This is a genomic window from Methanocalculus sp. MC3, from assembly GCF_054767395.1.
The window spans coordinates 284,923-307,425 of sequence record NZ_BAABMP010000002.1; the positions used below are offsets into that span (position 1 = coordinate 284,923).

At 50.5% G+C, this 22,503-nt stretch carries 29 protein-coding genes and 1 tRNA gene; 7 read left to right on the forward strand and 23 right to left on the reverse strand.

The window, feature by feature from the left end; translation table 11 throughout:
- Nucleotide 1 precedes the first annotated feature (1 nt).
- Genes hemC through ACYUBO_RS05020 form a run of 5 tightly spaced genes read right to left on the reverse strand, consistent with a single transcriptional unit; the run spans nt 2 to nt 4,957 of the window.
- Nucleotides 2-889, reverse strand: a complete 888-nt coding sequence (gene hemC / locus ACYUBO_RS05000) for a hydroxymethylbilane synthase (protein WP_300332143.1) — start codon at nt 887-889, stop codon at nt 2-4.
- The gene (locus ACYUBO_RS05005) at nt 877-2,121 is read right to left on the reverse strand and encodes a glutamate-1-semialdehyde 2,1-aminomutase (protein ID WP_460372820.1); all 1,245 of its coding nucleotides are present in this window, start codon (nt 2,119-2,121) and stop codon (nt 877-879) included. Before ACYUBO_RS05005 ends, hemC begins: the two co-directional genes overlap by 13 nt.
- A complete protein-coding gene (gene hemB / locus ACYUBO_RS05010; protein WP_460372822.1) occupies nt 2,111-3,085 on the reverse strand; it encodes a porphobilinogen synthase in 975 nt (324 codons plus the stop codon). Before hemB ends, ACYUBO_RS05005 begins: the two co-directional genes overlap by 11 nt.
- Nucleotides 3,064-4,338: a glutamyl-tRNA reductase gene (gene hemA / locus ACYUBO_RS05015; protein WP_460372824.1), complete on the reverse strand. Its 1,275-nt coding sequence runs from the start codon at nt 4,336-4,338 to the stop codon at nt 3,064-3,066. Before hemA ends, hemB begins: the two co-directional genes overlap by 22 nt.
- The gene (locus ACYUBO_RS05020) at nt 4,331-4,957 is read right to left on the reverse strand and encodes a precorrin-2 dehydrogenase/sirohydrochlorin ferrochelatase family protein (protein ID WP_460372826.1); all 627 of its coding nucleotides are present in this window, start codon (nt 4,955-4,957) and stop codon (nt 4,331-4,333) included. The genes hemA and ACYUBO_RS05020 overlap by 8 nt, the downstream gene beginning before the upstream one ends.
- 216 nt (nt 4,958-5,173) lie before the next feature.
- Here ACYUBO_RS05020 and ACYUBO_RS05025 point away from each other — a divergent pair.
- The 4 genes from ACYUBO_RS05025 to hycI all read left to right on the forward strand — a co-directional run bounded on the left by ACYUBO_RS05025 (nt 5,174) and on the right by hycI (nt 6,688).
- A tRNA-Gly gene (locus tag ACYUBO_RS05025) sits at nt 5,174-5,245 on the forward strand.
- Between the two features lie 57 nt (nt 5,246-5,302).
- Nucleotides 5,303-5,503 carry a hypothetical protein gene (locus tag ACYUBO_RS05030; protein ID WP_460372828.1) on the forward strand — a complete coding sequence of 67 codons (201 nt, stop codon included), beginning with the start codon at nt 5,303-5,305 and terminating at the stop codon, nt 5,501-5,503.
- Between the two features lie 511 nt (nt 5,504-6,014).
- Nucleotides 6,015-6,173 carry a hypothetical protein gene (locus ACYUBO_RS05035; RefSeq protein ID WP_460372830.1) on the forward strand — a complete coding sequence of 53 codons (159 nt, stop codon included), beginning with the start codon at nt 6,015-6,017 and terminating at the stop codon, nt 6,171-6,173.
- 62 nt (nt 6,174-6,235) lie between these two features.
- Nucleotides 6,236-6,688, forward strand: coding sequence for a hydrogenase maturation peptidase HycI (gene hycI / locus ACYUBO_RS05040; RefSeq protein WP_460372832.1), 453 nt, complete (start codon nt 6,236-6,238; stop codon nt 6,686-6,688).
- Nucleotides 6,689-6,726: 38 nt separating this feature from the next.
- On the opposite strand, the gene ACYUBO_RS05045 is transcribed toward hycI, so the two are convergent.
- Together ACYUBO_RS05045 and ACYUBO_RS05050 are read right to left on the reverse strand one after the other, a co-directional pair.
- Nucleotides 6,727-7,005: a type II toxin-antitoxin system HicA family toxin gene (locus tag ACYUBO_RS05045; protein ID WP_460372834.1), complete on the reverse strand. Its 279-nt coding sequence runs from the start codon at nt 7,003-7,005 to the stop codon at nt 6,727-6,729.
- Nucleotides 6,935-7,153: a type II toxin-antitoxin system HicB family antitoxin gene (locus ACYUBO_RS05050; RefSeq protein ID WP_300331106.1), complete on the reverse strand. Its 219-nt coding sequence runs from the start codon at nt 7,151-7,153 to the stop codon at nt 6,935-6,937. Before ACYUBO_RS05050 ends, ACYUBO_RS05045 begins: the two co-directional genes overlap by 71 nt.
- Before the next feature lie 161 nt (nt 7,154-7,314).
- On the opposite strand from ACYUBO_RS05050, the gene ACYUBO_RS05055 reads away from it, so the two are divergent.
- Complete coding sequence (locus ACYUBO_RS05055) at nt 7,315-8,733, forward strand: RNA-guided endonuclease InsQ/TnpB family protein (RefSeq protein WP_460372836.1); 1,419 nt, start codon at nt 7,315-7,317, stop codon at nt 8,731-8,733.
- Between the two features lie 108 nt (nt 8,734-8,841).
- On the opposite strand, the gene ACYUBO_RS05060 is transcribed toward ACYUBO_RS05055, so the two are convergent.
- The 14 genes from ACYUBO_RS05060 to ACYUBO_RS05125 are packed head-to-tail and all read right to left on the reverse strand — an operon-like array spanning nt 8,842 to nt 16,950.
- The gene (locus ACYUBO_RS05060; RefSeq protein WP_460372838.1) at nt 8,842-9,243 is read right to left on the reverse strand and encodes a 4Fe-4S dicluster domain-containing protein; all 402 of its coding nucleotides are present in this window, start codon (nt 9,241-9,243) and stop codon (nt 8,842-8,844) included.
- Entirely contained in the window at nt 9,244-10,254 is a 1,011-nt protein-coding gene (locus ACYUBO_RS05065; protein ID WP_460372840.1) for a respiratory chain complex I subunit 1 family protein, read from the reverse strand.
- Entirely contained in the window at nt 10,248-11,486 is a 1,239-nt protein-coding gene (locus ACYUBO_RS05070; protein ID WP_460372842.1) for a hydrogenase large subunit, read from the reverse strand. The genes ACYUBO_RS05065 and ACYUBO_RS05070 overlap by 7 nt, the downstream gene beginning before the upstream one ends.
- Nucleotides 11,479-12,165, reverse strand: a complete 687-nt coding sequence (locus ACYUBO_RS05075) for an NADH-quinone oxidoreductase subunit C (protein ID WP_460372844.1) — start codon at nt 12,163-12,165, stop codon at nt 11,479-11,481. The genes ACYUBO_RS05070 and ACYUBO_RS05075 overlap by 8 nt, the downstream gene beginning before the upstream one ends.
- Nucleotides 12,162-12,596, reverse strand: coding sequence for an NADH-quinone oxidoreductase subunit B family protein (locus ACYUBO_RS05080; protein ID WP_460372845.1), 435 nt, complete (start codon nt 12,594-12,596; stop codon nt 12,162-12,164). The genes ACYUBO_RS05075 and ACYUBO_RS05080 overlap by 4 nt, the downstream gene beginning before the upstream one ends.
- Complete coding sequence (mbhI, locus tag ACYUBO_RS05085) at nt 12,593-12,940, reverse strand: membrane-bound hydrogenase complex subunit MbhI (RefSeq protein ID WP_460372847.1); 348 nt, start codon at nt 12,938-12,940, stop codon at nt 12,593-12,595. The genes ACYUBO_RS05080 and mbhI overlap by 4 nt, the downstream gene beginning before the upstream one ends.
- Nucleotide 12,941: 1 nt before the next feature.
- Nucleotides 12,942-14,498 carry a proton-conducting transporter transmembrane domain-containing protein gene (locus ACYUBO_RS05090; protein ID WP_460372849.1) on the reverse strand — a complete coding sequence of 519 codons (1,557 nt, stop codon included), beginning with the start codon at nt 14,496-14,498 and terminating at the stop codon, nt 12,942-12,944.
- A complete protein-coding gene (locus ACYUBO_RS05095; protein ID WP_300334733.1) occupies nt 14,495-14,839 on the reverse strand; it encodes a sodium:proton antiporter in 345 nt (114 codons plus the stop codon). The genes ACYUBO_RS05090 and ACYUBO_RS05095 overlap by 4 nt, the downstream gene beginning before the upstream one ends.
- Nucleotides 14,839-15,303, reverse strand: coding sequence for an MnhB domain-containing protein (locus ACYUBO_RS05100; RefSeq protein WP_300334734.1), 465 nt, complete (start codon nt 15,301-15,303; stop codon nt 14,839-14,841). The genes ACYUBO_RS05095 and ACYUBO_RS05100 overlap by 1 nt, the downstream gene beginning before the upstream one ends.
- On the reverse strand, nt 15,303-15,569 hold the full coding sequence (mbhE, locus tag ACYUBO_RS05105; protein ID WP_460372851.1) for a hydrogen gas-evolving membrane-bound hydrogenase subunit E: 267 nt from the start codon (nt 15,567-15,569) through the stop codon (nt 15,303-15,305). Before mbhE ends, ACYUBO_RS05100 begins: the two co-directional genes overlap by 1 nt.
- Nucleotides 15,566-15,820 carry a hydrogenase subunit MbhD domain-containing protein gene (locus ACYUBO_RS05110; RefSeq protein ID WP_460372853.1) on the reverse strand — a complete coding sequence of 85 codons (255 nt, stop codon included), beginning with the start codon at nt 15,818-15,820 and terminating at the stop codon, nt 15,566-15,568. The genes mbhE and ACYUBO_RS05110 overlap by 4 nt, the downstream gene beginning before the upstream one ends.
- Nucleotides 15,813-16,172 (reverse strand): monovalent cation/H(+) antiporter subunit G, encoded by a 360-nt coding sequence (mnhG, locus tag ACYUBO_RS05115; protein WP_300329628.1) that lies wholly within the window; start codon nt 16,170-16,172, stop codon nt 15,813-15,815. Before mnhG ends, ACYUBO_RS05110 begins: the two co-directional genes overlap by 8 nt.
- Nucleotides 16,169-16,426 carry a cation:proton antiporter gene (locus ACYUBO_RS05120; protein WP_460372855.1) on the reverse strand — a complete coding sequence of 86 codons (258 nt, stop codon included), beginning with the start codon at nt 16,424-16,426 and terminating at the stop codon, nt 16,169-16,171. Before ACYUBO_RS05120 ends, mnhG begins: the two co-directional genes overlap by 4 nt.
- Nucleotides 16,423-16,950, reverse strand: a complete 528-nt coding sequence (locus ACYUBO_RS05125) for a Na+/H+ antiporter subunit E (RefSeq protein WP_460372857.1) — start codon at nt 16,948-16,950, stop codon at nt 16,423-16,425. Before ACYUBO_RS05125 ends, ACYUBO_RS05120 begins: the two co-directional genes overlap by 4 nt.
- 193 nt (nt 16,951-17,143) lie before the next feature.
- Here ACYUBO_RS05125 and ACYUBO_RS05130 point away from each other — a divergent pair, with 193 nt between their 5' ends.
- Together ACYUBO_RS05130 and hisH are read left to right on the forward strand one after the other, a co-directional pair.
- Entirely contained in the window at nt 17,144-18,550 is a 1,407-nt protein-coding gene (locus ACYUBO_RS05130) for a phosphoadenosine phosphosulfate reductase domain-containing protein (RefSeq protein WP_460372859.1), read from the forward strand.
- On the forward strand, nt 18,528-19,133 hold the full coding sequence (gene hisH, locus ACYUBO_RS05135; protein ID WP_460372861.1) for an imidazole glycerol phosphate synthase subunit HisH: 606 nt from the start codon (nt 18,528-18,530) through the stop codon (nt 19,131-19,133). Before ACYUBO_RS05130 ends, hisH begins: the two co-directional genes overlap by 23 nt.
- Here the strand turns inward: hisH and ACYUBO_RS05140 are convergent.
- Both ACYUBO_RS05140 and alaS read right to left on the reverse strand, forming a co-directional pair.
- Nucleotides 19,130-19,750, reverse strand: a complete 621-nt coding sequence (locus ACYUBO_RS05140) for an ArsR/SmtB family transcription factor (protein ID WP_460372863.1) — start codon at nt 19,748-19,750, stop codon at nt 19,130-19,132. The two genes, hisH and ACYUBO_RS05140, sit on opposite strands and share 4 nt — an antisense overlap.
- Nucleotides 19,743-22,484, reverse strand: a complete 2,742-nt coding sequence (gene alaS / locus ACYUBO_RS05145; protein ID WP_460372865.1) for an alanine--tRNA ligase — start codon at nt 22,482-22,484, stop codon at nt 19,743-19,745. The genes ACYUBO_RS05140 and alaS overlap by 8 nt, the downstream gene beginning before the upstream one ends.
- Between the last annotated feature and the right edge of the window lie 19 nt (nt 22,485-22,503).

Consider the following 22,503-nt stretch of genomic DNA (forward strand, 5'->3'; position numbering starts at 1 on the left):
GTTATTTCAACCCCAGTTTCTCTTTTGCTTCAAGAATAAGATTCAAAGAGCGATCACGAAGCTCTGATCCAATTCTGCGTGCATCGTCAATCTGCCCGACATGCTCTTCCATGCGTTCATACGTCCTTCCATCCAGCGAAAGAATCTCCGCTATCAGGTTGCCGTTTTGACAATAGATTCCCTGCGGGGTAAAGCAACCGCCGCCGACTTCTTCCATCACTGCACGTTCGATCTCTGTATCCCTGCGGGTTGCAGGGTGATCGAGTGGCCGAATCAGATCGGCTATCTCTGGATCATTCCTACTCACCACAGCAATTGTTCCCTGGTTTGGGGCCGGGACAAAGTGGCTTGTCGGGAGCCTGATTCCATTTAAATGAATTGACATCCGGGCAAGTCCTGCTTCTGCAAGCATAATTGCATCGTATTCACCGGATTTCAGCTTTCGAATTCGTGTGTCGATATTGCCCCTGAGCTCCCTGATCTCATACCCAGGGTCATGGCGGAGAAGTTGTGCCCTCCTCCGTGTGCTGGAGGTTCCGATACAGGAGATCTCATCAAGCGGGATATCGAACGCAAGATAGTCATTTGGAGGATCGCGGGGGAGAATAGCAGCGGTAGTAATTCCGTCCGGGCGGGCTGCCGGGATATCTTTCATACTATGAACCGCACAGTCAATCTCACCCCGGAGGATCGCATCATCAAGTGCCCTGACAAAAATCCCCTGCCCCCCAACCTCGTGAAGAGGGACACCGGTCTGTGCATCGCCTTCTGTTTTGATGATGATACTCTCTGATTCAATCCCATTCTTCAGAAGGAGTTTGGAGACGATCTCAGTCTGCTTTCGAGCAAGGGCACTTGCACGTGTGCCTATCCTGATTATGGAAGGCATGAATGGTAGACTCCGGCAATTGTCTCGATATCTTCGTCAGTATGTGCAAATGAGAGGAAATTTGATTCGTACTGTGCCGGAGGGAGGAAGACCCCATTCTGAAGCGCAGCCTTCCAGAATACTCCGAATGCATTTGTATCGCTCTCTTTTGCCTCTGTATAATTTGATGGCGGATCGCTTCTGAAGAAATATTTGAAGATGGATTGTGTCCTGACAAACGATCCCTCCGCAGATGAGGGAAGACTCTCTTCGATTACACGGGTGCGCTCTTCTGCCCGATGATATTCTTCACGGTGAGCATTCAGATAATCGATGGTCGCGATCCCGGCAGCAAGCGAGAGTGGATTGCCGCTGAAAGTTCCTGCCTGGTAGACGGGTCCTGCTGGTGCGATCATCTCCATGATATCCTTTCTTCCTCCAAACGCTCCGATTGGGAGTCCGCCTCCGATGATCTTTCCCAGTGTGGTCAGGTCAGGTGTAATGCCATATTCCTGTGCAGCACCGCCGATGCCAAGCCGGTATCCGGTGATCACTTCATCAAAGATAAGGAGGACACCGTGTTCCTGTGTGATCGCACGAACATCTTTCAGGTAGTTCTCTTCAGGTAGAATTGGTCCGATATTCCCCATCACCGGCTCAAGGATGAATGCGGCAATATCAGGATCGTCAGAGAGGATTTGATCAAGTGCCTCAGGATTATTATACGGTACCTGCCGCGTGAATTCTGCGACACCGACAGGAATTCCGGCAGAATCCGGAATTCCAAGTGTAGTTGCACCAGATCCTGCCTTTATAAGGACACTGTCATGAGCGCCGTGAAATCCCCCTTCAATCTTCAGAATCTTTTTCTTCTGCGTAAAACCGCGTGCCAGCCTGATTGCTGCCATTGTGGCTTCTGATCCGCTTGAGACACAGCGTACCATCTCAACGCCGGGTTGATCGCGGATGATCCGCTCAGCCATTTCGATCTCCTGTTCAGCCGGTGTTCCATAGAGCCAGCCGCGATCAAGCTGCTTCTGAATGGCATCTTTTATTGTATCATGTGCGTGTCCAAGGATCAGGGGACCATACCCAAGGCAGCAGTCTATGAGTTCTCTATCGTCTTCTGTTATGATTCGTCCGCCTTTTCCTGATTTCGTATAGAATGGGTATGGCTTGATCGCCCTGACAGGGCTGCTTACCCCTCCCGGGAGGAGCTTTTCTGCTTTTTTAAATAGTGCTTCACTTCTCATCTAACCACCTCGCAGCATCTTCTGCAAAATACGTTATGATTAAATCCGCCCCTGCCCTCTTAATGCAGGTCAGGGATTCAAGTACAACCTTTTTTTCATCAATCCATCCATTCATAGCGGCTGCTTTTATCATTGCATACTCGCCGCTCACCTGATATGCCGCAACCGGGAGGCCAAGAGATCGTATCTCTTTGAGGATGTCAAGATACAACCCGGCAGGCTTGACCATCAGCATATCCGCCCCTTCCTCAGAATCTATTCTGGATTCCCTGAGTGCCTCCCGTGCATTTGCCGGATCCATCTGGTAGGTGGTCCGATCACCGCAGGTATAACAGGAGTCAGCAGCTTCACGGAATGGCCCATAGAGGGCACTGGAGAATTTTGTCGAATAGGAGAGGATGGGGGTTCCAAAGAACCCTTTGGCATCAAGTGCTTCTCTGATTGCTTTCACCTGGCCGTCAAGCATACAGGAAGGTGCAACCACATCAGCCCCCGCCTCTGCATGGCTGATCGCAATTTTTGCCATCAATGCAAGCGATCGGTCATTATCGAGATCCAAACCATCATCTGTCAGAATCCCGCAGTGACCATGATCGGTGTACTCGCATGCGCAGACATCGGTGATGATCGTCATATCTGGAACCTTCGACCGAATCGATCTCACCGCGTTCTGTATAACTCCAGCCTCTGCATATGCTGATGAACCGATGGAGTCTTTTGTTTTTGGAATTCCAAAGAGGAGCACACCTCTGATTCCCGTATCATACAGGCGCCGGACGACATCCGCGATGCCATCAGGAGGGAAGCGGAACTGGCCGGGCATTGAGCTAATCGGAGAGGGCTCACAAAGTGTTTCATCAATAAAAAGCGGTGCAATGAGATCGGTTGTCAATACCTGTGTCTCCCTCACCAATGGCTGGATTCGGCGCGTTCTCAGTCTTCTTAATCGTGTTTCCGGAAACATATCTTCTCACCTTTTGTTATTGCATCAACGATCATCCCTGCAGTATCCAGATCGCATTGTTCTGCACTTACCCTGATTGCCATTGTAGCATCGGCAAGTATCTTACCGGTCAGTACACGGGTGAGATCATCAACGATCTGAATTGTTTTTTGATCTGCCGGACCAAGCCGGTTAATTGCCTTGTCCCGTTCCCTGATCCTGATCGCTTCAGCCCAGGTATGGAGGGTGGCGATGGTGTCGTTTGCAGCTGCCCGGTTGATCCTGTGGATGAATGTTCCAATTTCTGCTTCTATGAGTGAACGGATTGTATCTGCCTCGCTCTGTCGTGCAGCAAGATTTTCATCGGATATTGATCTCAGGTCATCAATTGTGTACAGATGGACACCGGGGATCTCCCGTATTGAATCCTCGGTATCACGGGGTTGGGCGATATCAACGACGACCAGAGGCTTTGGCATGGTATCAAGGGGCCAGGTTCTCTCCTGCATTGCTTTTTCAAGTTCGTCGTGACGTATTACCGGGTGGGGTGCTGCTGTACATGAGATGACCACATCCGAGAGCAGGATGAATGGAAAGAGATCCTTGAAAGTGACTGCTTTGCCACCGATCTCTTCAGCCAGTTCAACCGCCCGCTCATATGTCCGGTTTGTTACATAAATTGCTGTTAAGTCCTTCTCCTGAAGGGCTTTTGTAACAAGCCTGCCCATCTCACCGGTACCAACAACAAGGATATGCCGTTTCTTCAATGTGCCCAGAAGATCTTCTGCAAGCCGGACAGCAGCCGATCCAATAGAGACCGATCCACGGTTAATCATCGTCTTCTGTCTGACTGTCACACCGAAATGGATCGCCGTATTGATGCAGATATCAATGATCTGGCTGTTCCCCCCATATTCGGTTGAAGTGAGGAGAGCCTGGCGCATCTGGCCAAGGATCTGGTCTTCACCGACTATCATGGAATTGATGCCAGCAGCAAGTCCGAGGAGGTGTCGGAGGGCGCCAAGGCCGTGATGGATGGTAAACCTGTTTCTTCCGATACTCTGCATAAAACGGGCGAGATCGTCAGGATCTCCCTGCACAAGTACCTCAACACGGTTACATGTCTGGAGGAGGAGGACACCTTTATACCGGGAGCGTGCCTGCCTGATAAAGTCCTCATCGTCAGGAAATCTGAATGCCTCAAGTTCGTTCTGGGTTGCCGTATGGTGATCAAGCCCTGCAATAGCGATTGGAGCCAGGAGCCCCTCATTCATGGCAATACCTCGACATCGCAATCTCAATTGTTCTCTCTCTGTCGTCAAGCATTCCTTTCCGTATCGCCGGATCCCGGATTGCTGCTGTCAGCCGCCTGGCTCTTTCTCCCTGTGTCAGATCCATTCTCTTCAGGGCATCACGGAGTATATGCTGAAGATCGATCATCGCATCAATTTCGGGTGTAATCTCTTCGAAATGTTCCCTCAGATGCCTGCTGACTGCCGGGCTTTCGCCCCCGGTTGAGAATCCGGCTATCAGGTGGCGGCCACGGACGATCGAGGGGATGATCACATCCCCCATATCTCCATCTGCGTTGTTGAAGAGGATTCCTGCCCGGGCAGCCAGCATACCGATGCGGTTATTCTCTTCTCTCTCTGAGAGTGCAGCAATGACCAGAAATGCACCATCAATATATGAGTGTATTTCCTTGTTGCTCAAAGCCCCTGTATCGGCAATAATCCGCCTCACCGGAAGTTGGGTAAGAGCATCCGTGAAGCTTCTGCTGATAATGGTGAGATCTGCTTCATCCAGAAAATAACGTGCTTTTCTGGCAGATACCGAACCTCCGCCAAAGATGACGACTTTCTTCCTGCTGAAGTCGATGATCAGGGGGATCATTTCTTCAAGGTTAGTGGTGCTTTCCTATTAAGATGACGATATTTCAGAGGCGATGCTATTTGTTCTACTCAATCGTCTGATCTCTCATTGCATGGTCATCGGATCGATCCTGTCATTCGTCAGGTCTGTGAATAACCACCAATCGAGGAAAGATCGATATGAATAAATACGGATAATTCCTATAAAGTAAGGTCGCAGGGCAGAGATGTCCGAAGTGCGCCGATAGTGTAGTGGTTATCACTAGGCGTTGCCAACGCCTAAACCCGGGTTCGAGTCCCGGTCGGCGCATCCCTTTTGTATTCGTTTCTTCTGGTACTGCCAGGTGCATTCCTTCCGAGGAACCTGTTGAAAAATGATACAATGAACTACTCTTCTCTCTATATTCAAATATCGTTAAAAAATGTAATTATCAAAAAAAGAGATGAAGGGAAGGATTATTTCCTGCCTCCCTTCTTGTCTTTTGACTTGTTCTCAACAGCTGCTTCCTTACCCTTCTTAGCCGGTGCTTCGTATGCCATGAGGATATTTCACCTCCCCCCATCATAATTTGGGACAATCACTTCGTTTGCATATCAGATTATGAAGTTATCGTACACTTTTTCTTTTAATCGGAGAATAACCTTTAAATGCCTCTCAAAATTGGTTTTTATTTCTATATACTCACTGAATTGGAATACGCGCAGCATAGGTGCTTCGAGGAGTTGAAAAGGGCCTCATTTAATCCTTGATTGTGTACTTCTCTCCATACTCGCGGCATGGTTTGTTCCTTCTGTAGCCTTTTTCACATAAAAATTCAGCTGCGATACTCATACTTGTTCTCTCTGGAATCACGGTTCTTTAGGAAAAAGCTAACACTGTTTGGAATTTGCTCTCTCTTCCTCACAATCTTTGGGATTCACTCATGTGGACCAAAAGAGAGAAAAGAGTACATGCAACAGGTGGTGAGCTGGAAGGATGATTATGGGTACCTGTCCACTTGCTTCGCGATCTGTTGCCGGAGCACTACGATGTTTGTAATAGATGAAACGGAAGTGATAATCCTGGATGTGAGCCTGAAATGGGAGTGAACGCGTCAATTGGGAGTCTTGATACTCAGGATGAGAATGAGCGGCAGGCAGCCATCCGTTTATTCCTCAGACGAGGATATCGTCCGGAGTTCGGTTTCTTCCCTGAAGAGGGGCTGGTCTCTTCCCATTCCGGATCCTCTCCTGAGTAGCCTGCTTCTCTTCCTGCTGAAAAAAGCAGGTTGATGTAGTCTGAGGAGGAGATCTATCTACAATGATGATCCTCCTTGGAGTTGGAAACACGCTTCTCTCAGATGATGGTGTCGGTTGTTGGATAGCCGATAGTTTCTCTCCAAAATGCTTCTCTTCAGATGGAATGAGAGCATTTCATGGCGGAACGGCACCAGAGAACTTCACGGCTCCAATCCGGCGTGAAAAGCCGGAAATTCTTATTATAGTGGATGCTGCGGAGATGGGTCTTCCCGCAGGCAGTATCAGGATCATCCCTCCCGATCAGATCGATGATACGAGCATCGGCACCCATATGCTGCCGCTCTCCCACCTCATTCACTACCTGTCATCTGACATTCCTGAGATCCTTTTCATAGGGATCCAGCCGGAAACCATCGAGACGGGCGAAGGGCTCTCGCCTGCTGTACAGAATGCAGCTGAGGCGCTCATTGAAGTTCTGAAAAAAGGAGAGTATGCCTCTCTGGAGAGGCTTTGAAAACTCGTTAAGGTATAGATGGAAAAGCAGGAATAAAGCTATTTTGACAACATTTGAATAAACTCTTCTCGTGTGAGTCCTGCCTGGCGAATAATTGATCTAAGGATACCCCTTCCCAATTCTTCTCCCTGATGGTCCGGTATGACAATAGTTCTACCATCCGGGTGATTCATAATGATATGGCTCCCCTTCTGCCTGACACATGAAAAGCCTGTTTCCTCGAGCAATTTTATAACTCTCCCGGCTTTAACAGGAGTTAATTTCAATGGCCTGAACCCCCACAAACTCCCGTATCTCGTCTGGCTCCGGGCATTCATTCACTTCGAGGTAGAGTGATATCGCTTCATCAAGCCGCCTTAATAACTCCTCATAGGTCTTTGCCTGAGTAAAGCAACCTGGCAGCGATGGGATCGAGGCATAGTAGTAGCCATCCTCGTCTTTCTCAATAAGGCAATTGATTTTCATTATTCTATCCTTGTGTTCTCAAATCAAATAGCTATTGATCATAGAGACGCCCTGCCGGATTTCATCTAAAAGGGCGAGGAGACCCCGGCATTCATGCCGGGGAGGAATCGCCTATAATTGAACCATAACCCATATCCTGTAGTACAACCCATATGCATCAAATGGTAATTCGAACGGTGTCAAACTATCTGCGACTGTCACAACGGCAGTATCATATTATTGACACACTCGCATACCATTCAAAGAATTTGTACAATGTTGCATTGTACAATACCCGGCAACATTACCAGGAGTATTGTGAAAACGCTGCGATCTTCCAAGCGGTTCGACCGGATATTGCTGCAAACGTCACCATCTGTATCGGTTCCTTTCTCCCCTATACCCGGAAGAAAGACTTTCCCTACAAAGATGTCTCAAATTATGTCCAATCCCGCCAGAATGAGAACTATCCGCTGCTCCATAGTGATGTTGCGCAACAGACGATCAGGAGTGTTGAAGAAGCGTACACCTCGTACTTTGCACTCATGCGGATGTACCACTGTGGCGAACTCAGCAGCCAACCACGACCTCCACGCTATCTGGAGAAGGATGGACGGTACAAACTGGCATTTCCTGCATCGCATATCACGATGCAAAACGGCTACGTCACTCTCGGCATGTCACGGATGTTTAAAAAAAAGCATGGATTAACCGGGAAAGAACTGACATTCAAAATTCCGCCACACATTCAACCAAACCAGATCCGTGAGGTGACCATTGTGCCACACCATAACGGGAAGGTATACACGATCGAATTTGCGTATATGGTTCCCCTTCAACCAACACGTCTTAATCCTGACCATTATCTTGCGATTGATCTCGGCGTTACCAATTTTGCAACAATCGTTGACACTGCTACCGGGACTGCCTCGATTATCGATGGTACGTATCTAAAATCAATCAACCGGTGGTACAACAAAGAAAACGCCCGATTACAATCGATTAAAGATAAACAGGGATTAACCGAGGAGTTTACGCACCGCCAGTCACGCCTCCTCATCAGACGAAATAACAAAATCGATGAGGCGATGAACCGATTTGTCGCTTATCTCATCAAATTTGCATGTGATCACGAAATCGGTACCATTATTGTGCCACGATGGGATGGGATCAAACAAGAGATCAATCATGGTGCGAGAAACAACCAGAATTTCGTCCAGATTCCCTATGCGAAATTTCGACGGAAATTACAGGCAAAATGTGAGATATTCGGGATACACTTTGACGATTCCCATGATGAACGGTACACATCGCAGGTTGATGCCCTGGCACTCGATCCGATCCAAAAACCATGGTATGGAAGATGCCGTCGGATCAGCCGGGGACTGTACCAGAGTAGTTCCGGTACCGTGATCAATGCGGATGTCAATGGTGCGTTAAACCATTTGAGAAAAGTAGCTGGTGATTCGGTTATGACACCGATAATCAGTAGCGGTCGCGTCAACCGACCGGTACGAATAAGGCTCAACTACGAGCAACCTTCGTGCACATTAAATTGCAATGTCTGTGGTAACACCGCTATTGCAAGCCCCGCCGTTTAGGGCGGGGTAGTTGACGATCACGGATGCCAGCAGATAGGAGACATCTGGTTTCCCAGTGATAAAAGAGAAATGACTAATAAAAAATGGATTCTGGAGGAATAATCTTCCTTATTCCACAATCTGGCTTTCGGCAAACCGGTCCTCGGTTGCGAGCAGAAACTCCGGGCTCATGGTGAGGACACCTTTTGGGCAGATGTCATTGCACTGGGAACAGAAGACGCACTGGGTGACATAAATCCTGACTCTCTTCGTCTCGGGGATGAACTCGATTGCGTGTGCGGGGCAGACCCGTATACAGAGATTGCATCCGATACAGCCATCCCGGTCATAGACGATCTTGCCGCGGAAATTTGGGGGTGTCGCAACCGGGGGGTTGATTGTCGCTTCGCCTGATCCCACCTTCTTTAAGAACTCGGTCACTGATGGCGGGAGGAATCGTGATGGGAAGGGGTTTGTCGCGGGTATCTTAAAGACCTGTGCGAAGATCTCCCTGATCATCGGAAGTGCCATTTAGAAGACCCCCCTCAGCACCGAATCAAGGATCACAAGCGAAAGGCCAAAGAGCCCGGCCAATCCAAGCCATACCCAGAAGAGGGTGACGACATGGGTAATTCGAAACCTTGCAAGCCCGGTCCTGATCACCGTAACCGAGACGATCATCAGGAGAATCACCTTTGCGAAGAAGAACGCAGCATCCACTGCAATGGCAACGTAGCCTGTAAGCCCAAGCAGTGGTGAGAGATTCCAGGGGAAGAAGATTGCAACTGCAAGCCCGCCCATCACGAGCGTCTTCACACCCTGTGCAATCGTGAAGAGGCCGAGGTTTTTCCCTGAGTACTCGACAAGCACTCCTCCGGCAAGCTCCGTCTCTGCTTCCGGTGTATCGAAGGGGATCTTCGAGAGTTCGGCCGGCGAGACCCAGGCGAAGGTGAGGAGCAGAATGAAGAGCCCCACCATCCCAAGGGGTCCGACCAGAGTCCAGATCGGGTTTGCCACAATACTTGAAAGTGCGAAGGGATCAGCAACTCCCGATGAATAGAGGAGCCAGGCGACCGCTATAACAATAGAGGCAAGCGGGAGCTCGTATGCGATCATGCTCACCATCTCACGCTGTGCACCAACAGTTGCATAGGGTGATCCGGAGGCAAAACCTCCTGCAACCATCGCAAGTGCCGGAACCGCAAGCAGGTACATCACCAGGATCAGATCGCCATAGCCACCGAGGATCGGCATCATCGAGCCGATCGGGAGGTACAGGAGCACCACAATCGATGAGGCGAGCGCCACGATCGGAGCGGCATTGAAGAGCGATGGGATCGCATTCTCGGGGATGATATTCTCTTTCGAGAGTAATTTCTTCAGATCAATAAACGGCTGCCGGAGCGGGGGGCCGATCCGGGCCTGCATCCGGGCAGAGATCCTTCGATCGACCCCAAGGAGGATGAGCCCAAGAGCAATCCCGATGATCGAGAGGCCGAATGCAGCCAGAATGGTGACCAGAATGGTCTCAGGACTCAGCATTCCTGAATCCTCCGTGTCTTCTCAACCGAGAGCCGATGGAGATCTTCCTTTGTCATCAGATCCCGTTTTGTACCACGGATTACAGCGACCCTGTCAGTGCAGGAGAGGCAGGGATCAATGGATGCGACGATGATCGGGACATCAGCAAGCTGTTCGCCTTCGAGCATCGGAATCCATGAATGGAGGTTGCTGTAACTGGATGCCTTCACCTTCCACATTGCGGGAGCTTCATTGCCGTCCATTGCCACATAGTGGAGGCATTCGCCACGTGGAGCCTCGTGCCGACCGACCGCCTCACCATGGGCCTTTTTGCAGGCAGAGAGGAGCTTTGGAAGCTTCGGCTCCCAGAGGATCGGCCCTTCCGGCATCTCTTTAAGGCAGGTCTCGATGATCTCAACAGACTGTGCAACCTCAAGCAGACGCACAACGATCCTGTCATAGACATCCCCGTTGATCTCGCCCCCATAGGCAGTTGGCAGGATCGGGGAGATGTCGAGATCCCCGTATCCCGAGTATGGATAATCCACCCGCACATCCTTTGGAACACCTGATGCCCGTGCGGTTGGACCGACTGTGCACAGGTTCCGCGCTTCTTCAAACGACAGGAGGCCGCAATCTTTGCACCTGATTGCAATTGTGGTATCCTTGAGGAAGAGATTCAGCATCTTCCCGAGCAGATCGCGATACCCGTCAAGGCATTTCTGAATAGTCGGGTGCTGTTCCGGGGTAATATCCCGCCTTACACCGCCGACCTGTATCAGCCCATAGTTCACCCGGTTTCCGGTGATGTACTCGATCACATCCATCGCCTCTTCGCGGACACGCCATGCGAGATAGAAGAGGGTGTCAAACCCGAGTTCATGAGCCGCAACACCGGCCCAGAGGAGATGGGACTGGATCCGCTCAAACTCGGCGATGATCACCCTGATGTATTCGGCATGTGCCGGGACTTCGATATCGACGATCTGTTCGATTGCCCTTGCAAAAGCAAATGAGTGGGTGACACCGCAGATTCCACAGATCCGATCGGTCATGTGGATGATCTTGATCGGGTTTCTGCGCATTCCCATCCATTCGATCCCACGGTGTGCCTGTCCCGGGGCAAAATCCGCCTTTTTGACAACCTCCCCTTCCATATCAAAGAGGAACTGGACTGGCTCTTTGAGTGCCGGATGGATCGGGCCAATCGGGACGACATATGGCGCTTTCTTTCCCGGACTATCGTCACTCATCGGTCTTCACCTCCGTCTCAGGTTTCTTCTCTTCAGAAGGTGTATTTTCCCCTTTCTTCTCTTCTTTCTTCACTTTCTTCCCCTCAGGATCGGCCTTTGGCTCTTCTTCCTTCTCGGTTACCGGTGGCACCGGACGGTCTGTTGGGCGCCCCACCTCCCAGAGGTGCTTCACCATTGTATCGGGGATGCCGGTCTCGTCCTTTCTGAGGGGGTAGACGCCCTCGGGGAAGTCTTCAGGCAGGAAGAGCCGCCGTCCATCAGGGATATCCTGAATTTTCACGCCGAACATCTCCTGCTTCTCCCGCTCGGTGAAGAGCGCCCCCGGCATGATATCGGTGATGGTCGGGAGCACGAGATCGTCTTTTTTGAGGGGGACTGTGAAGATCACCATATACTCCCCATGCCGCTCCCCGAAGTAGATCGAGAAGATGTACTGCATGCGCAGCTCCTCTCCCACATCCCAGCCTGAAATCACTGAAAGATGTGGGTAGGAGATCTCCTTTAACATGGAGATTGCCGGCTTCAATATATCACGGGTGATGGTCATCCAGATATTGATATTCTGGTTCTTCTTTCCACCTTCAGCGCGGATCTGAATTCTTGGATCAGAGACCAAATCACCAAATGCTGTGGTGAACCGGTCGATCAGCTCCTGTGGGGTAAGTATCGTCTCGTTCATTCTTCACCTCCTTCTATCCGTTCAAGTTTTGTAAGTGCAGTAACGACACCATAGATGATCGCCTCTGGCCGGGGAGCACATCCCGGGACATAGACATCCACCGGAATGATCTGATCAACAGGCCCATCCAGGTTATATGAGTCATAGAAGACCCCGCCGGACTGCCCGCATGTCCCGATGCACATGACAACCTTTGGTGAAGGCATCTGTTCATATACACGCCTAAGCCTCGGTGCCATCTTCTTTGTCACCGGTCCTGTCACAAGCAGGACATCCGCATGCTTTGGAGATCCAACAAGTCTCACGCCGAAACGTTCGGGATCATAGCGGGGGGTGATTGTTGCGACGATCTCGATATCACATCCATTGCAGGATCCTGCATTGAAGTGGAATACCCAGAGCGATCGTTTGAAAGATGGAGAGAGTGTCATAGGAAGATCACCACCAGTGCGAAGACGGCAATTATGACACCGAAGTACCAGAGCATATAGTCATTCAGGTCACCCGTATGGAGGGGTATCAGACGGGAATAATACCCTTTCAACCCCTCGGTAAATCCCCAGTAGAGGTTTCCACCGCGGATATGCACCGCGTTCTTCTCAGGCTCTGCATTGCCCGAGAGGTATGGTTTTACCTGTTCTGTCCCTTTCTGGTATGTTGAAACCCCGCACCTCCATATCAGGTATGCCACAATGAATGTGATCACAAACGCCAGAATCCAGATCATCGGATTCCAGAATCCTGTTCCGGTGAAAAGGGTTGCTGTAATATCCATATCAGATACCTCCCATGACAGAGGCGATATAGCCGGTTTTGTCGATAAGTGCCAGCGCGGCGGGTTCAACGAGCGTATTCACAACGAGATCCGGTAAGAGCCCGAAGAGTATGATCAGAACAGCAAGAAGTCCCATTCCAACGAGCATCGGCATCGGCACTTCCTTCACCGCCTCATATTGCGGCAGCTTTGGTCCCATGAACATCGAATGGAAGACCTTGACAAAAGACGCCAGCGTCATGATCGAGACCACCATAGCGATCACCGCGATGAAGGGGTTGAATATGAAGACCGATTCATAGATCATCAGTTTGGAAGCAAAGCCGTTAAAGGGCGGGATGCCTGCAATTGCAAGTGCTGCAATGATAAAGAATCCCATCGTCCATTTCATTGAATGGCCGAGTCCTCCCAGATCGTTTAGATTTGCGGTTCCACACCGGTAGATGACTGCGCCTGCGATCAGGAAGAGGAGGCCCTTGTAGAGGGCATAGTTGATGATATGGAAGATCCCTCCCTCCATCGCGACAACCCCAAACTGTGCGAGCATCTGCTGATCACCAAGCACCGCGAGACCGACACCAAGTCCGACAAGCATGTATCCAATCTGTGAGACTGAGTGGTATGCCATCAGCCGCTTCACATCCTTCTGCGGGAGCGCCATCGAGACGCCGATGAACATCGAGAGGATACCGAGGATGATGATCACCCATCCGACGGTCACCACGTTCATTGTCAGGCCGAATAAGCTGAATGCAATCCGGAAGATTGCATAGAGGCTTGCCATGCTTGAGACGATCAGGAGCGCTGTAATTGAAGACGGTGCACTTGAATACGTATCCGGTGTCCAGAAGTGCATCGGAACAGATCCCGACTTCATCGCGAGCGAGACGACCATCAGGACGACTGCCACAAGTGACAGGCCGGTGAGATCGATCACAGAGGCGATATAGGCGATATTAAGTGAGTTGTACTGGCCATAGAGCATTCCGACTGCAATAAGGAAGAATAGACCTGCAACAGTCGAGATGAACGCATATTTCAGGCCTCCTTCGACTGCAACGCCGCCTTTGATACGGTATGCAGCGAGTGCTGCACCGGCAAGCGAGTTGATCTCTAGGAAGACGAAGAAGTTGAAGAGATCCCCTGTTGAGACCATCCCAAAGATTCCCGCCATCAACAGGAAGAGAAGGGCATAGTACCCGTCCTGTCCGGACTGTTCGGATTCGCTTGAGATCGAGTACAGCGTGGCGGCAAACATCATGATCGCTGCTGTCAGGATCATGAATGCAGACATCGCATCGATCACAAAGAGGATCCGAATCGGCACACCGCCGGAATCAAATGGTATTGCCTGTGCAGGATCGAAGGCGCCGAAGGCGTAGACGATTGTTCCCTGTGTCAGGACTTCCCAGACGAGAAGGAGGGCTGCTGCCACAGTTGCGAGCATCGCAATGATTGCCCATGAGTTGCGCATCCTCTTGCCTGCCAACCCGATGAGTGGCATTGCAAATGCCGCGAGCAGGGGTATGGCGAGTAATAATGCTGCATATTGGCTCATTCCCGAAGCCTCCTGATGTTGTTCGTCTCAACTGACCCATATTTTCGGTAGATCATGATGGCAAAGGCAAGGAGAAGCGCTGTTGTCGCAAATCCGATGACAATGTTTGTGAGGGTCATCGCCTGCACGGTGGGGAGCACCATCTCCCCACCCGGAGCATTGGTAAAGATGGGGGCGATCCCTCCTTCCCGGTACCCGAGGGTAACGAGGAAGAGGTTTGCCGCACCTTCGATGATCGCAAGCCCCATGATCATCTTGATCAGATTCTTCTTCAGGAGAATCGTTGCGATTCCGATGCCTGCGATCAGGACCACAGCCAGGTATGGTATCTGTTCGATCATCAGATCTTCTCCTTTATTCCAGAGAGGAGTGCAAGCAGGATCACGCTGATCGCTCCAACGACTTCAATGCCAACTGCAATATTCATGATTGGGATCAGCCCTCCGGTATTCAGGTTTGCTACACCGGATCCAAATGCAACGATATCACCAAAGATGAATCCACCTGGTGATAACCAGTTAAAGAAGAATCCCGCACCGAGCATCATTGCAGATAATGCAGCAATGATGAAGAGGAGGAGACCGGTTGACTCCAAAGTCTTCATCATCACCTGCCTCACAATTTTTGTGCTCTCAGTATACCTGTATGCCAGAAGGAGGAGGAGAACTCCCGATGCGAGAATGGCACCGCCCTGAAACCCTCCGCCGGGTGTCAGATGTCCATGGATAATAATATAAAATCCATATATCAGGATGAACGGAAAGAGAATATCCGCTGTTGTTTTGACGATAGAACTCATCTGCATTAATCTTCCCTCCGTCTTCGCAGAACGAGGCTGGCACCGAGAGCTGCTGTAAAGAGCACTGCCGCTTCTCCGAGGGTATCAAAGCCCCTGTAGTCGAAGAGGACAGCAGTGACAACATTATTTGCACCACTCTGCTGCTGGCTGTTCTCAATGAAATACCGGTCCATTGGATGATCAACGGGATCGCCAAAGGTAAGCCCGCTCACAATCACGCCGAGCATCCCGATCATCAGGATGGTAATGATGATGGAAACTTTCTTCTTCATGCCTCATCACCCTCTGTTTTTGTGGTGCCGCGTATTGCTATCATGAAGGCTGCAGTCGTGAGTCCGGCTCCGATGGCAGCTTCTGCAATGGCAACATCGGGTGCCTGAAGGAGATAGAATTCAATTGCCAGAAGGAAACTGAAGAGCCCGAATGCGACTGCCGCTGATATGAGATCCTTGAATTTAAAGACCAGAACTGCTGAAACAATCATCCCGGCGAGGATGAATGCGTGAAGGATTATTTCAATCACGGGACTTCACCTCCGCGAGGCGATCGACAACTGAGGGGTCTGGCAGCTGCCCGCTTCTATGTGCGGCCCGTGCAATGGCATGCGAGCCGGTTGCATTTGTGAATGCAAGGGCAATAACGGCGATTGCAGTATGGATTGCAAGGGTGAGGTACTGGCTGTCGTTTGTCCCGGATAACATCCATCCGGCATAGATGATAACCCCGAGTGCCAGGAATATTGTTCCGAATGTCGTCATCTTCGTCTCTGCATGGAGACGGGTATAGACATCCGGGAACCTGAGGATACCGATAACTCCGAGGGTATTGAAGAGGATGCCGATTCCAAGGCATATCATTGCTGCTGTCTGAATCATAATTCTCCTCCTATATATTTCGAAATGGCGATGGTTCCGAGGAATGAGAGGAGGGCATACACGATCGCCACATCCACAAAGATTGTCTGCCCGAGATAGACGGCAAGGAGAATCATTGCCCCGACAACCAGTGTGTTGATTGTATCAAGAGCAACGACCCTGTCCGGTGCTGTCGGCCCGATTGCAAGCCTCAGTGCAGAAAAGAGTATCAAAAGTCCGAGAACTGCAATTGCGATGAAGAAGATATCGTTCATTCCGCAATCCTCCTGATCCAGCCAGGTATATTAAAGAATGAGAAGAGTTCACGCGCCTCAACCACCTTCTTATCACGGAGTTCATCCGGGACATTGATGAGATGCACATACAACTGCTTTGTTGCATCATCAATCTCAACCGAGAGCGTTCCCGGGGTGAGGGTGATTGAGTTTGCAAGAATCAGCATGCCGAGATCTGTCTTCATCCCGGTATTCACCCTGACAATCCCCGGCTTCACGTTTCCGGTTATCACCCTTATGGCGACATCGATATTTGCCCGTGCCATCTCGATGAAGAGCGGAATAATTGCGTAGACGGGCAGAAGAATGAGGCGTATGGGGTTTGCCATACGGACACTTCCTGTCCTGCAGAATATCCGGTATGAGGCGATACCAACAATGATTGCAAGAATACAACCGATGATGAGTTCCATTTCGGACCAGAGAATGATCGTTCCTGATCCGGCTGTCAAAAAGAGATATGCCACAAAAGCGGCTATTGCGGTTGCCAGCAATCGGATCACTGGTGGACAACCCCCCTTGTGCAACGGCAATGCGTCGTCTTATCCCGCAAAGAATGATACAAACGCGGTAGATGTAACTCCAGCCATTTGTTTGTCATGATCAATAATGATCGTTTCCTAAATTATGGTTTTCCATATGTGCAGAATGAACTGATGCTTCGCTATTTAACCAATGCTCAATAATAGAATAGGGATGAAGTCACCGTATCTTGGTGCCGTTCCCCTTCACTGGTGTGACGAATGCCATGTACCGGTTCTTGGAAAACGGTGCGCCTGTGGGGGGAAAACGCGTTTTGTCGGAGTTACACCCCCGGGAGATCTCCGTCCGGCATTTCCCTCCGATATCGAACTGATAAACCATCTGTTTGAGGAGTCATTTGGCTCCCCGCTCATTCCAAAAGATAATCTCGCACTTTTAAACAAGGTTCCGGATGATGACAGGATGGAGGAGATCATTGTCGGCGGGGCAATCGTCGGTGCGATACGGTACCTCCCGGGAGAAGGGAGATGGGAGGTGCTCCCGCGCCCGGATGCCACCCGCCTGATGGCTCCGAAGCTCCGATATGTGATCGTAGATGATGCTGCCGCTGTATTCATCAAAGATGGTTCAAGTGTTCTTGCACCCGGAGTTGTTGAGATTGAATCCCATGTAGAGAAGGGAGATGAGGTCTTTGTCCTCACAAAAGATGGTACCTGCATTGGTGTCGGGCGGGCAAAGATGGGTGCAGAAGAGGGACGGGGTATTTCCCGCGGCCAGGTCGTCCGCCTCAGAAAGAATGCTCCACAGGTGTGCTGCCCCGGTCCCGGAACATGGGATGATACGGTGGATGCCAACAGGGAATACCTTGCATCAATGGAGGCAGACTCCATCACCTTCATTCGTGATCTGGCAGAAGAGGAAGATCTCCCTGTCACAGTATCATATTCGGGTGGAAAGGACAGCCTTGTAACCCTCCTTCTTGCACTGAAGGCAATCGGGCCTGTTCCCTTGCTTTTTGCAGATACGGGTCTTGAGTTCCCGGAAACACTTGAGAATATCTCGGCTGTCTCAGATCGCTATTCCGTCCCTGTATTAAGGGGAGATGGTGAAACTGGTTTCTGGGAAGGTTTTTCAAGGCATGGCCCTCCGGCAGTCAACTTCAGGTGGTGTTGTAAGGCATGCAAGCTGAATCCTGTCAGGAGATTGATCGAACTTGAATTTGGAGAATGCATCTCTCTCATCGGGCAGAGGAAATACGAGTCTGCCAGACGGATGAAGAGCCGGCGTGTCTGGCGAAACCCAAATGTTCCCAACCAGCTCTCTGCAGCCCCGATCCAGCACTGGAATGCATTGCATGTCTGGCTCTATCTCTTCCAGGAGAAGGCGCCATATAATACACTCTATGAAGCGGGCCTCGATCGAATCGGGTGTTATATGTGCCCATCAAGCGATATTGCCCATCTCAGGATGATAGAAGGACGTTATCCGGAGCTCTGGGATGAGTGGAGATCTGCTGTTACAGAATACGCCGAAGCCACCGGCCGCCCCCCGAACTGGTTTGAGAGCGGTGCGTGGAGGATAAAAAAGGGAGAAAACGATGACGAAGATAGCCATTATTGATTATGGTCTTGGGAATCTCAGATCGGTCTTTCGTGGGATCGAGAAGGCAGGGGCACGGCCGATCATCACTCATGATCCAGATGAGATCCGATCTGCCGATGGCATTATACTGCCTGGTGTTGGTGCATTCTCTGAGGGTATGGGGCGGCTCTCACCTCTCAGGCAATGCCTCCTCTCAGTTGCCAGAGATGTTCCGCTCCTTGGGATCTGTCTTGGAATGCAGATGCTGATGGATGAGAGTGAAGAACATGGGAACCACAAGGGACTCTCGCTGATCCCCGGACATGTCCGTAAATTTCAGCCGCAGCCAGGAATGAAGGTTCCACATATGGGGTGGAATACCATTCATCATGCAATGCCGGATGATCCGCTCCTCTCTGGAATAGAGGAGGGCAATTATGTCTATTTTGTCCACTCCTATTATGTTGACTGCCCGATCGAGTACCGGCTCTGTGAAACCATCTATGGTGTCTCGTATTCCTCGGCAGTCAAGAAGGATCGCATATACGGTGTACAGTTTCATCCGGAAAAGAGCGGGGAGACAGGCCTTCTGCTTCTGAAAAATTTTATTGGAATATGTTAATACCGCTCATCGCGGAACCAGTGCATCGCTTCGTACACGATTAAGGCCAATAAGACCAGGCAACCCCCAAGGAAGAAGGCCATGACAAATTCATGTATCATCGGGGGAAGGGGGGCGCCTGCTCCTCCCACTGCCCGTGCTGCCATGGGCATTGCATCAGGGATCTGTATGGCTTCAGGTGGTGGAGCAGTATATACCATCATATCTTCTGAAGAAACCATTTTTTCCTGAAGGAATGGAAGGTACATGGTAAGGAGAGCGGTTCCCACAATGAAGACGCCGAGTGTGGCGGCATATTTCTTCATCATGCCGATTGCACTCGCTCGTCCGGGCGATACGATCAGGATCTGGTTCTTCAGGCTGTAGATCTTGATCTCACGGCCTTTTGCACTCCAGCGGGTATCTGCCACCTCAATAACACCTGCATCCAGCAGGTTACCGAGATGGTATTTTGCGGTGGTGAGAGGAATATGTAGCTCTTCTGCTAATGCAGTTGTGCTCTTTGGCGTATCTGAGAGGCTTCGCAGGAGATCGCCTGCGGTCGGGCTAGACATCGCTTTTGCGATCTTCTGTGCCTGTTCTTCACCAGGCTCAAGGAAGACTATCTCTTCAGCCATTGATCATCGTCTGTATGATTTCACGGGCTTTCTCAAGTGCACCGGGGATGGCATCCGCATCTTTCCCGGCCCCCTGCGCAAGTCCGGGTTTTCCTCCGCCCTTTCCACCAAGAACAGTACATATCTCCCGGACGATTACACCAGCATCAACTGAATCATTTCCGGATCCGGCAACAACACGGATGCCATCGCTTGTGGATATGAAAAGGGCCACTCCCTTCTGTTCAGAGATGCCTGATGCCATATTGACCAGTTCTTTCTGGGTTCGATCGATCTGACGGATGATAACATTCACCCCGCCAATCTCCTCGCCGCTCATGTTCTGTAGTGACAGATCTGCTAGTCTCTGTTCCAGATCCCCGATCGTTTTCCCCCGCTCTTTCCATTCAGAGAAGAATCGCTCCACTGACTGGGGGAGATGCTCCACCTGAACCGAGAGGGTGGCAGCAGCCTCGTTGACAATATCCTGCAGGTGCTGCATGGCGTAGATCGCAGCAAATCCTGCTGAGAACTCAATTCGTTCGACACCGTCCTGAATATGTTCGATCCTGAGTATCTTGATGATCCCCACTTCGCCACTGTTCCTGCAATGGGTTCCTCCACATGCCTGGACTTCTGTTCCCATCTGGACAACACGGATATCCTTTCCTTTGGGAACACCACCCTGGTAGAGTGCGAACCCGAATTTCTCTTCGGCACGGTTTCTGTCTTCAATTTTTATAAAGACAGGTATGTTCTCCATAATGATCTGGTTTGCAGCGATCTCAATCCGCTTTGCCTCTTCCGGTCTAATATGTGAGAAATGGCGAATATCAAGCCTGGAACTATCAATCCCGTTCTGAGATCCGGCCTGGTGAATATGAGGGCCGAGAATTTGTTTACAGGCACGGAGAAGAACATGGGTGCCGGTATGGTGACGCATCAGCGACCAGCGCCGTTCCTCGTCAACAATTCCTTTTACCCGTTCTCCCCGCTTCAGGACTCCGCCTTTGATCTTATGCAGGATTCTATCGTCTTTGATTATTGCTTCATCCACCCGGACAACATTCTCTGAAGTGACAAGCGTCCCGGTATCTGAGGGCTGGCCCCCGCCCTCCGGGTAGAAGAGGCTCTGGTCAAGTACGACATATCCATCGAAATAATCGAGAACAATTGCATCGAATTCAAATTCATAGGGTCGTTCGTAATAGATTTTTTTGGTTTGTGGGAGTCCCGTGATCCTCTCATCAAATTTCTTTGTACCGGCTTCTTCCTCTGATGATTCAGCCTCAGAGTGCATATCTGCGATAATTGAATCGAGGTCGTCGGGGAGATCAAAGTCCGCCCCCTCATTCGTTAATATCTCCCGCATCAGGGCAGTCGGAATACCATGTGATTCATAGAGAGTGACCATCTCGGGGAGCGGAACCGGTTCGTTCTTTTTCATATAGGTCTTTGCAATCCGCTGGACGACCCTGCTTCCCCGGGCAATGGTCGTATCGTATTTCTCTGTTTCACGATCGATGATCTGGCGCACTATGTCCTGTGTCTGCTCAAACTGATCAGATCCGATCGTATTCATCTGGGCAAGTACCAGATCTGAGAGCGTCTCATCCAGATTCAGCTCGCCCATCATCCTGAGACTTCTCCTGAGAACAAGCCGTGCCAGGTATCCTTCACGTGCATTTGACGGGACAATACAATCCCCAAGCATATATGCAAGGCATCGGGTATGATCGCAGAGTGCGTAAATCCCCTCGATTGGCGTAATCATCTCCTCAAGTTTATCAATGCTGATACCGATGGCGTCTGCAACCTTCTTGCGGAGATGAACCAGTTTTTCTCCCCTGATATCGATAAGCCCGGCGAATTTTGCGTTTAAGCCAAGGATATTGGTAAATTCGCTATTATCCAGAAGATGCTCAAGTCCGGCTGATCCCATCAGGCGGGATACCATCTCCGGGAATACCGCATCATAGATGGTTGGTGATCCTTTTGATGCCCAGACGAATCGCTCAAGACCATAGCCGGTATCTACAATCCGAAGATCCATTGGATAGTAATCTTTTCCATCGATCATTGTCGGAGAGTGATCGGTCTTCGTCCTTCCAAGGTTCATGAAGACGAGGGTTGCAACCTCCAGTCCTCCGATGAGCACCTCAACGCTTGGACCAGCATTGCCTCCCCCATACCATGGATGCTCTTTGAATGTGAGGTTTTGCAGGTCTCCGCCGATCGATCTGATGAAATTCGAACAGAGTTCAAGTGTATCTTCTTTCCAGTAGATCTCTTCATCTGCGGAGTTGAAGGCATGATGTGCCATCATCTCAAAGCAGGTGAGATGCCTGCCTGATCGTCCGACTGCATCCAGATCATTTAAGCGGATACATGGCTGGGATATTGTGAGCGGGTTTGCCGGGGGAGGAACAACCCCGCCGGTTACAAATGGCTGAAAATCTGCAATTGATGCAATTGTCAGGTAGATGTCGTCACGCCATCTGGCCGCGACCGGGTAGCGGTCGATTCGTGTATGGTTATTCGTCTCGAAAAATGAGAGGAATGCCTCACGCATCTGATCGAGAGAATGCGGTTTAAAGATCGGCTCTCCGATGAACTGATATGGCTCACAGGGTGCATCTCCACACAACTCACGTTCCGGGTCCTGTGTCCAGAAGGCTGCCCCACAGGATCTGCAGGTTTTCCTCAGAAATCCATTGGATCGAAAATAATCCAGCTCGTATTCTTCCTCAAGCATGAACAACCACGTGCTTGGT

Coding starts and splice junctions, on each gene's coding strand:
- ACYUBO_RS05070 (WP_460372842.1), bottom strand. CDS start 11,486: ATGAGTGACGATAGTCCGGGAAAGAAAGCGCCATATGTCGTCCCGATT.
- hemC (WP_300332143.1), bottom strand. CDS start 889: ATGCCTTCCATAATCAGGATAGGCACACGTGCAAGTGCCCTTGCTCGA.
- alaS (WP_460372865.1), bottom strand. CDS start 22,484: ATGCTTGAGGAAGAATACGAGCTGGATTATTTTCGATCCAATGGATTT.
- mnhG (WP_300329628.1), bottom strand. CDS start 16,172: ATGATTCAGACAGCAGCAATGATATGCCTTGGAATCGGCATCCTCTTC.
- mbhI (WP_460372847.1), bottom strand. CDS start 12,940: ATGGATATTACAGCAACCCTTTTCACCGGAACAGGATTCTGGAATCCG.
- ACYUBO_RS05130 (WP_460372859.1), top strand. CDS start 17,144: ATGAAGTCACCGTATCTTGGTGCCGTTCCCCTTCACTGGTGTGACGAA.
- ACYUBO_RS05120 (WP_460372855.1), bottom strand. CDS start 16,426: ATGAACGATATCTTCTTCATCGCAATTGCAGTTCTCGGACTTTTGATA.
- ACYUBO_RS05080 (WP_460372845.1), bottom strand. CDS start 12,596: ATGACACTCTCTCCATCTTTCAAACGATCGCTCTGGGTATTCCACTTC.
- ACYUBO_RS05090 (WP_460372849.1), bottom strand. CDS start 14,498: ATGAGCCAATATGCAGCATTATTACTCGCCATACCCCTGCTCGCGGCA.
- ACYUBO_RS05065 (WP_460372840.1), bottom strand. CDS start 10,254: ATGCTGAGTCCTGAGACCATTCTGGTCACCATTCTGGCTGCATTCGGC.
- mbhE (WP_460372851.1), bottom strand. CDS start 15,569: ATGAAGAAGAAAGTTTCCATCATCATTACCATCCTGATGATCGGGATG.
- ACYUBO_RS05060 (WP_460372838.1), bottom strand. CDS start 9,243: ATGGCACTTCCGATGATCAGGGAGATCTTCGCACAGGTCTTTAAGATA.
- ACYUBO_RS05045 (WP_460372834.1), bottom strand. CDS start 7,005: ATGAATGCCCGGAGCCAGACGAGATACGGGAGTTTGTGGGGGTTCAGG.
- ACYUBO_RS05140 (WP_460372863.1), bottom strand. CDS start 19,750: ATGGCTGAAGAGATAGTCTTCCTTGAGCCTGGTGAAGAACAGGCACAG.
- ACYUBO_RS05055 (WP_460372836.1), top strand. CDS start 7,315: ATGGTAATTCGAACGGTGTCAAACTATCTGCGACTGTCACAACGGCAG.
- ACYUBO_RS05005 (WP_460372820.1), bottom strand. CDS start 2,121: ATGAGAAGTGAAGCACTATTTAAAAAAGCAGAAAAGCTCCTCCCGGGA.
- ACYUBO_RS05050 (WP_300331106.1), bottom strand. CDS start 7,153: ATGAAAATCAATTGCCTTATTGAGAAAGACGAGGATGGCTACTACTAT.
- hycI (WP_460372832.1), top strand. CDS start 6,236: ATGATGATCCTCCTTGGAGTTGGAAACACGCTTCTCTCAGATGATGGT.
- hemB (WP_460372822.1), bottom strand. CDS start 3,085: ATGTTTCCGGAAACACGATTAAGAAGACTGAGAACGCGCCGAATCCAG.
- ACYUBO_RS05095 (WP_300334733.1), bottom strand. CDS start 14,839: ATGATCGAACAGATACCATACCTGGCTGTGGTCCTGATCGCAGGCATC.
- ACYUBO_RS05020 (WP_460372826.1), bottom strand. CDS start 4,957: ATGATCCCCCTGATCATCGACTTCAGCAGGAAGAAAGTCGTCATCTTT.
- hemA (WP_460372824.1), bottom strand. CDS start 4,338: ATGAATGAGGGGCTCCTGGCTCCAATCGCTATTGCAGGGCTTGATCAC.
- ACYUBO_RS05075 (WP_460372844.1), bottom strand. CDS start 12,165: ATGAACGAGACGATACTTACCCCACAGGAGCTGATCGACCGGTTCACC.
- hisH (WP_460372861.1), top strand. CDS start 18,528: ATGACGAAGATAGCCATTATTGATTATGGTCTTGGGAATCTCAGATCG.
- ACYUBO_RS05035 (WP_460372830.1), top strand. CDS start 6,015: ATGGGAGTGAACGCGTCAATTGGGAGTCTTGATACTCAGGATGAGAAT.
- ACYUBO_RS05100 (WP_300334734.1), bottom strand. CDS start 15,303: ATGCAGATGAGTTCTATCGTCAAAACAACAGCGGATATTCTCTTTCCG.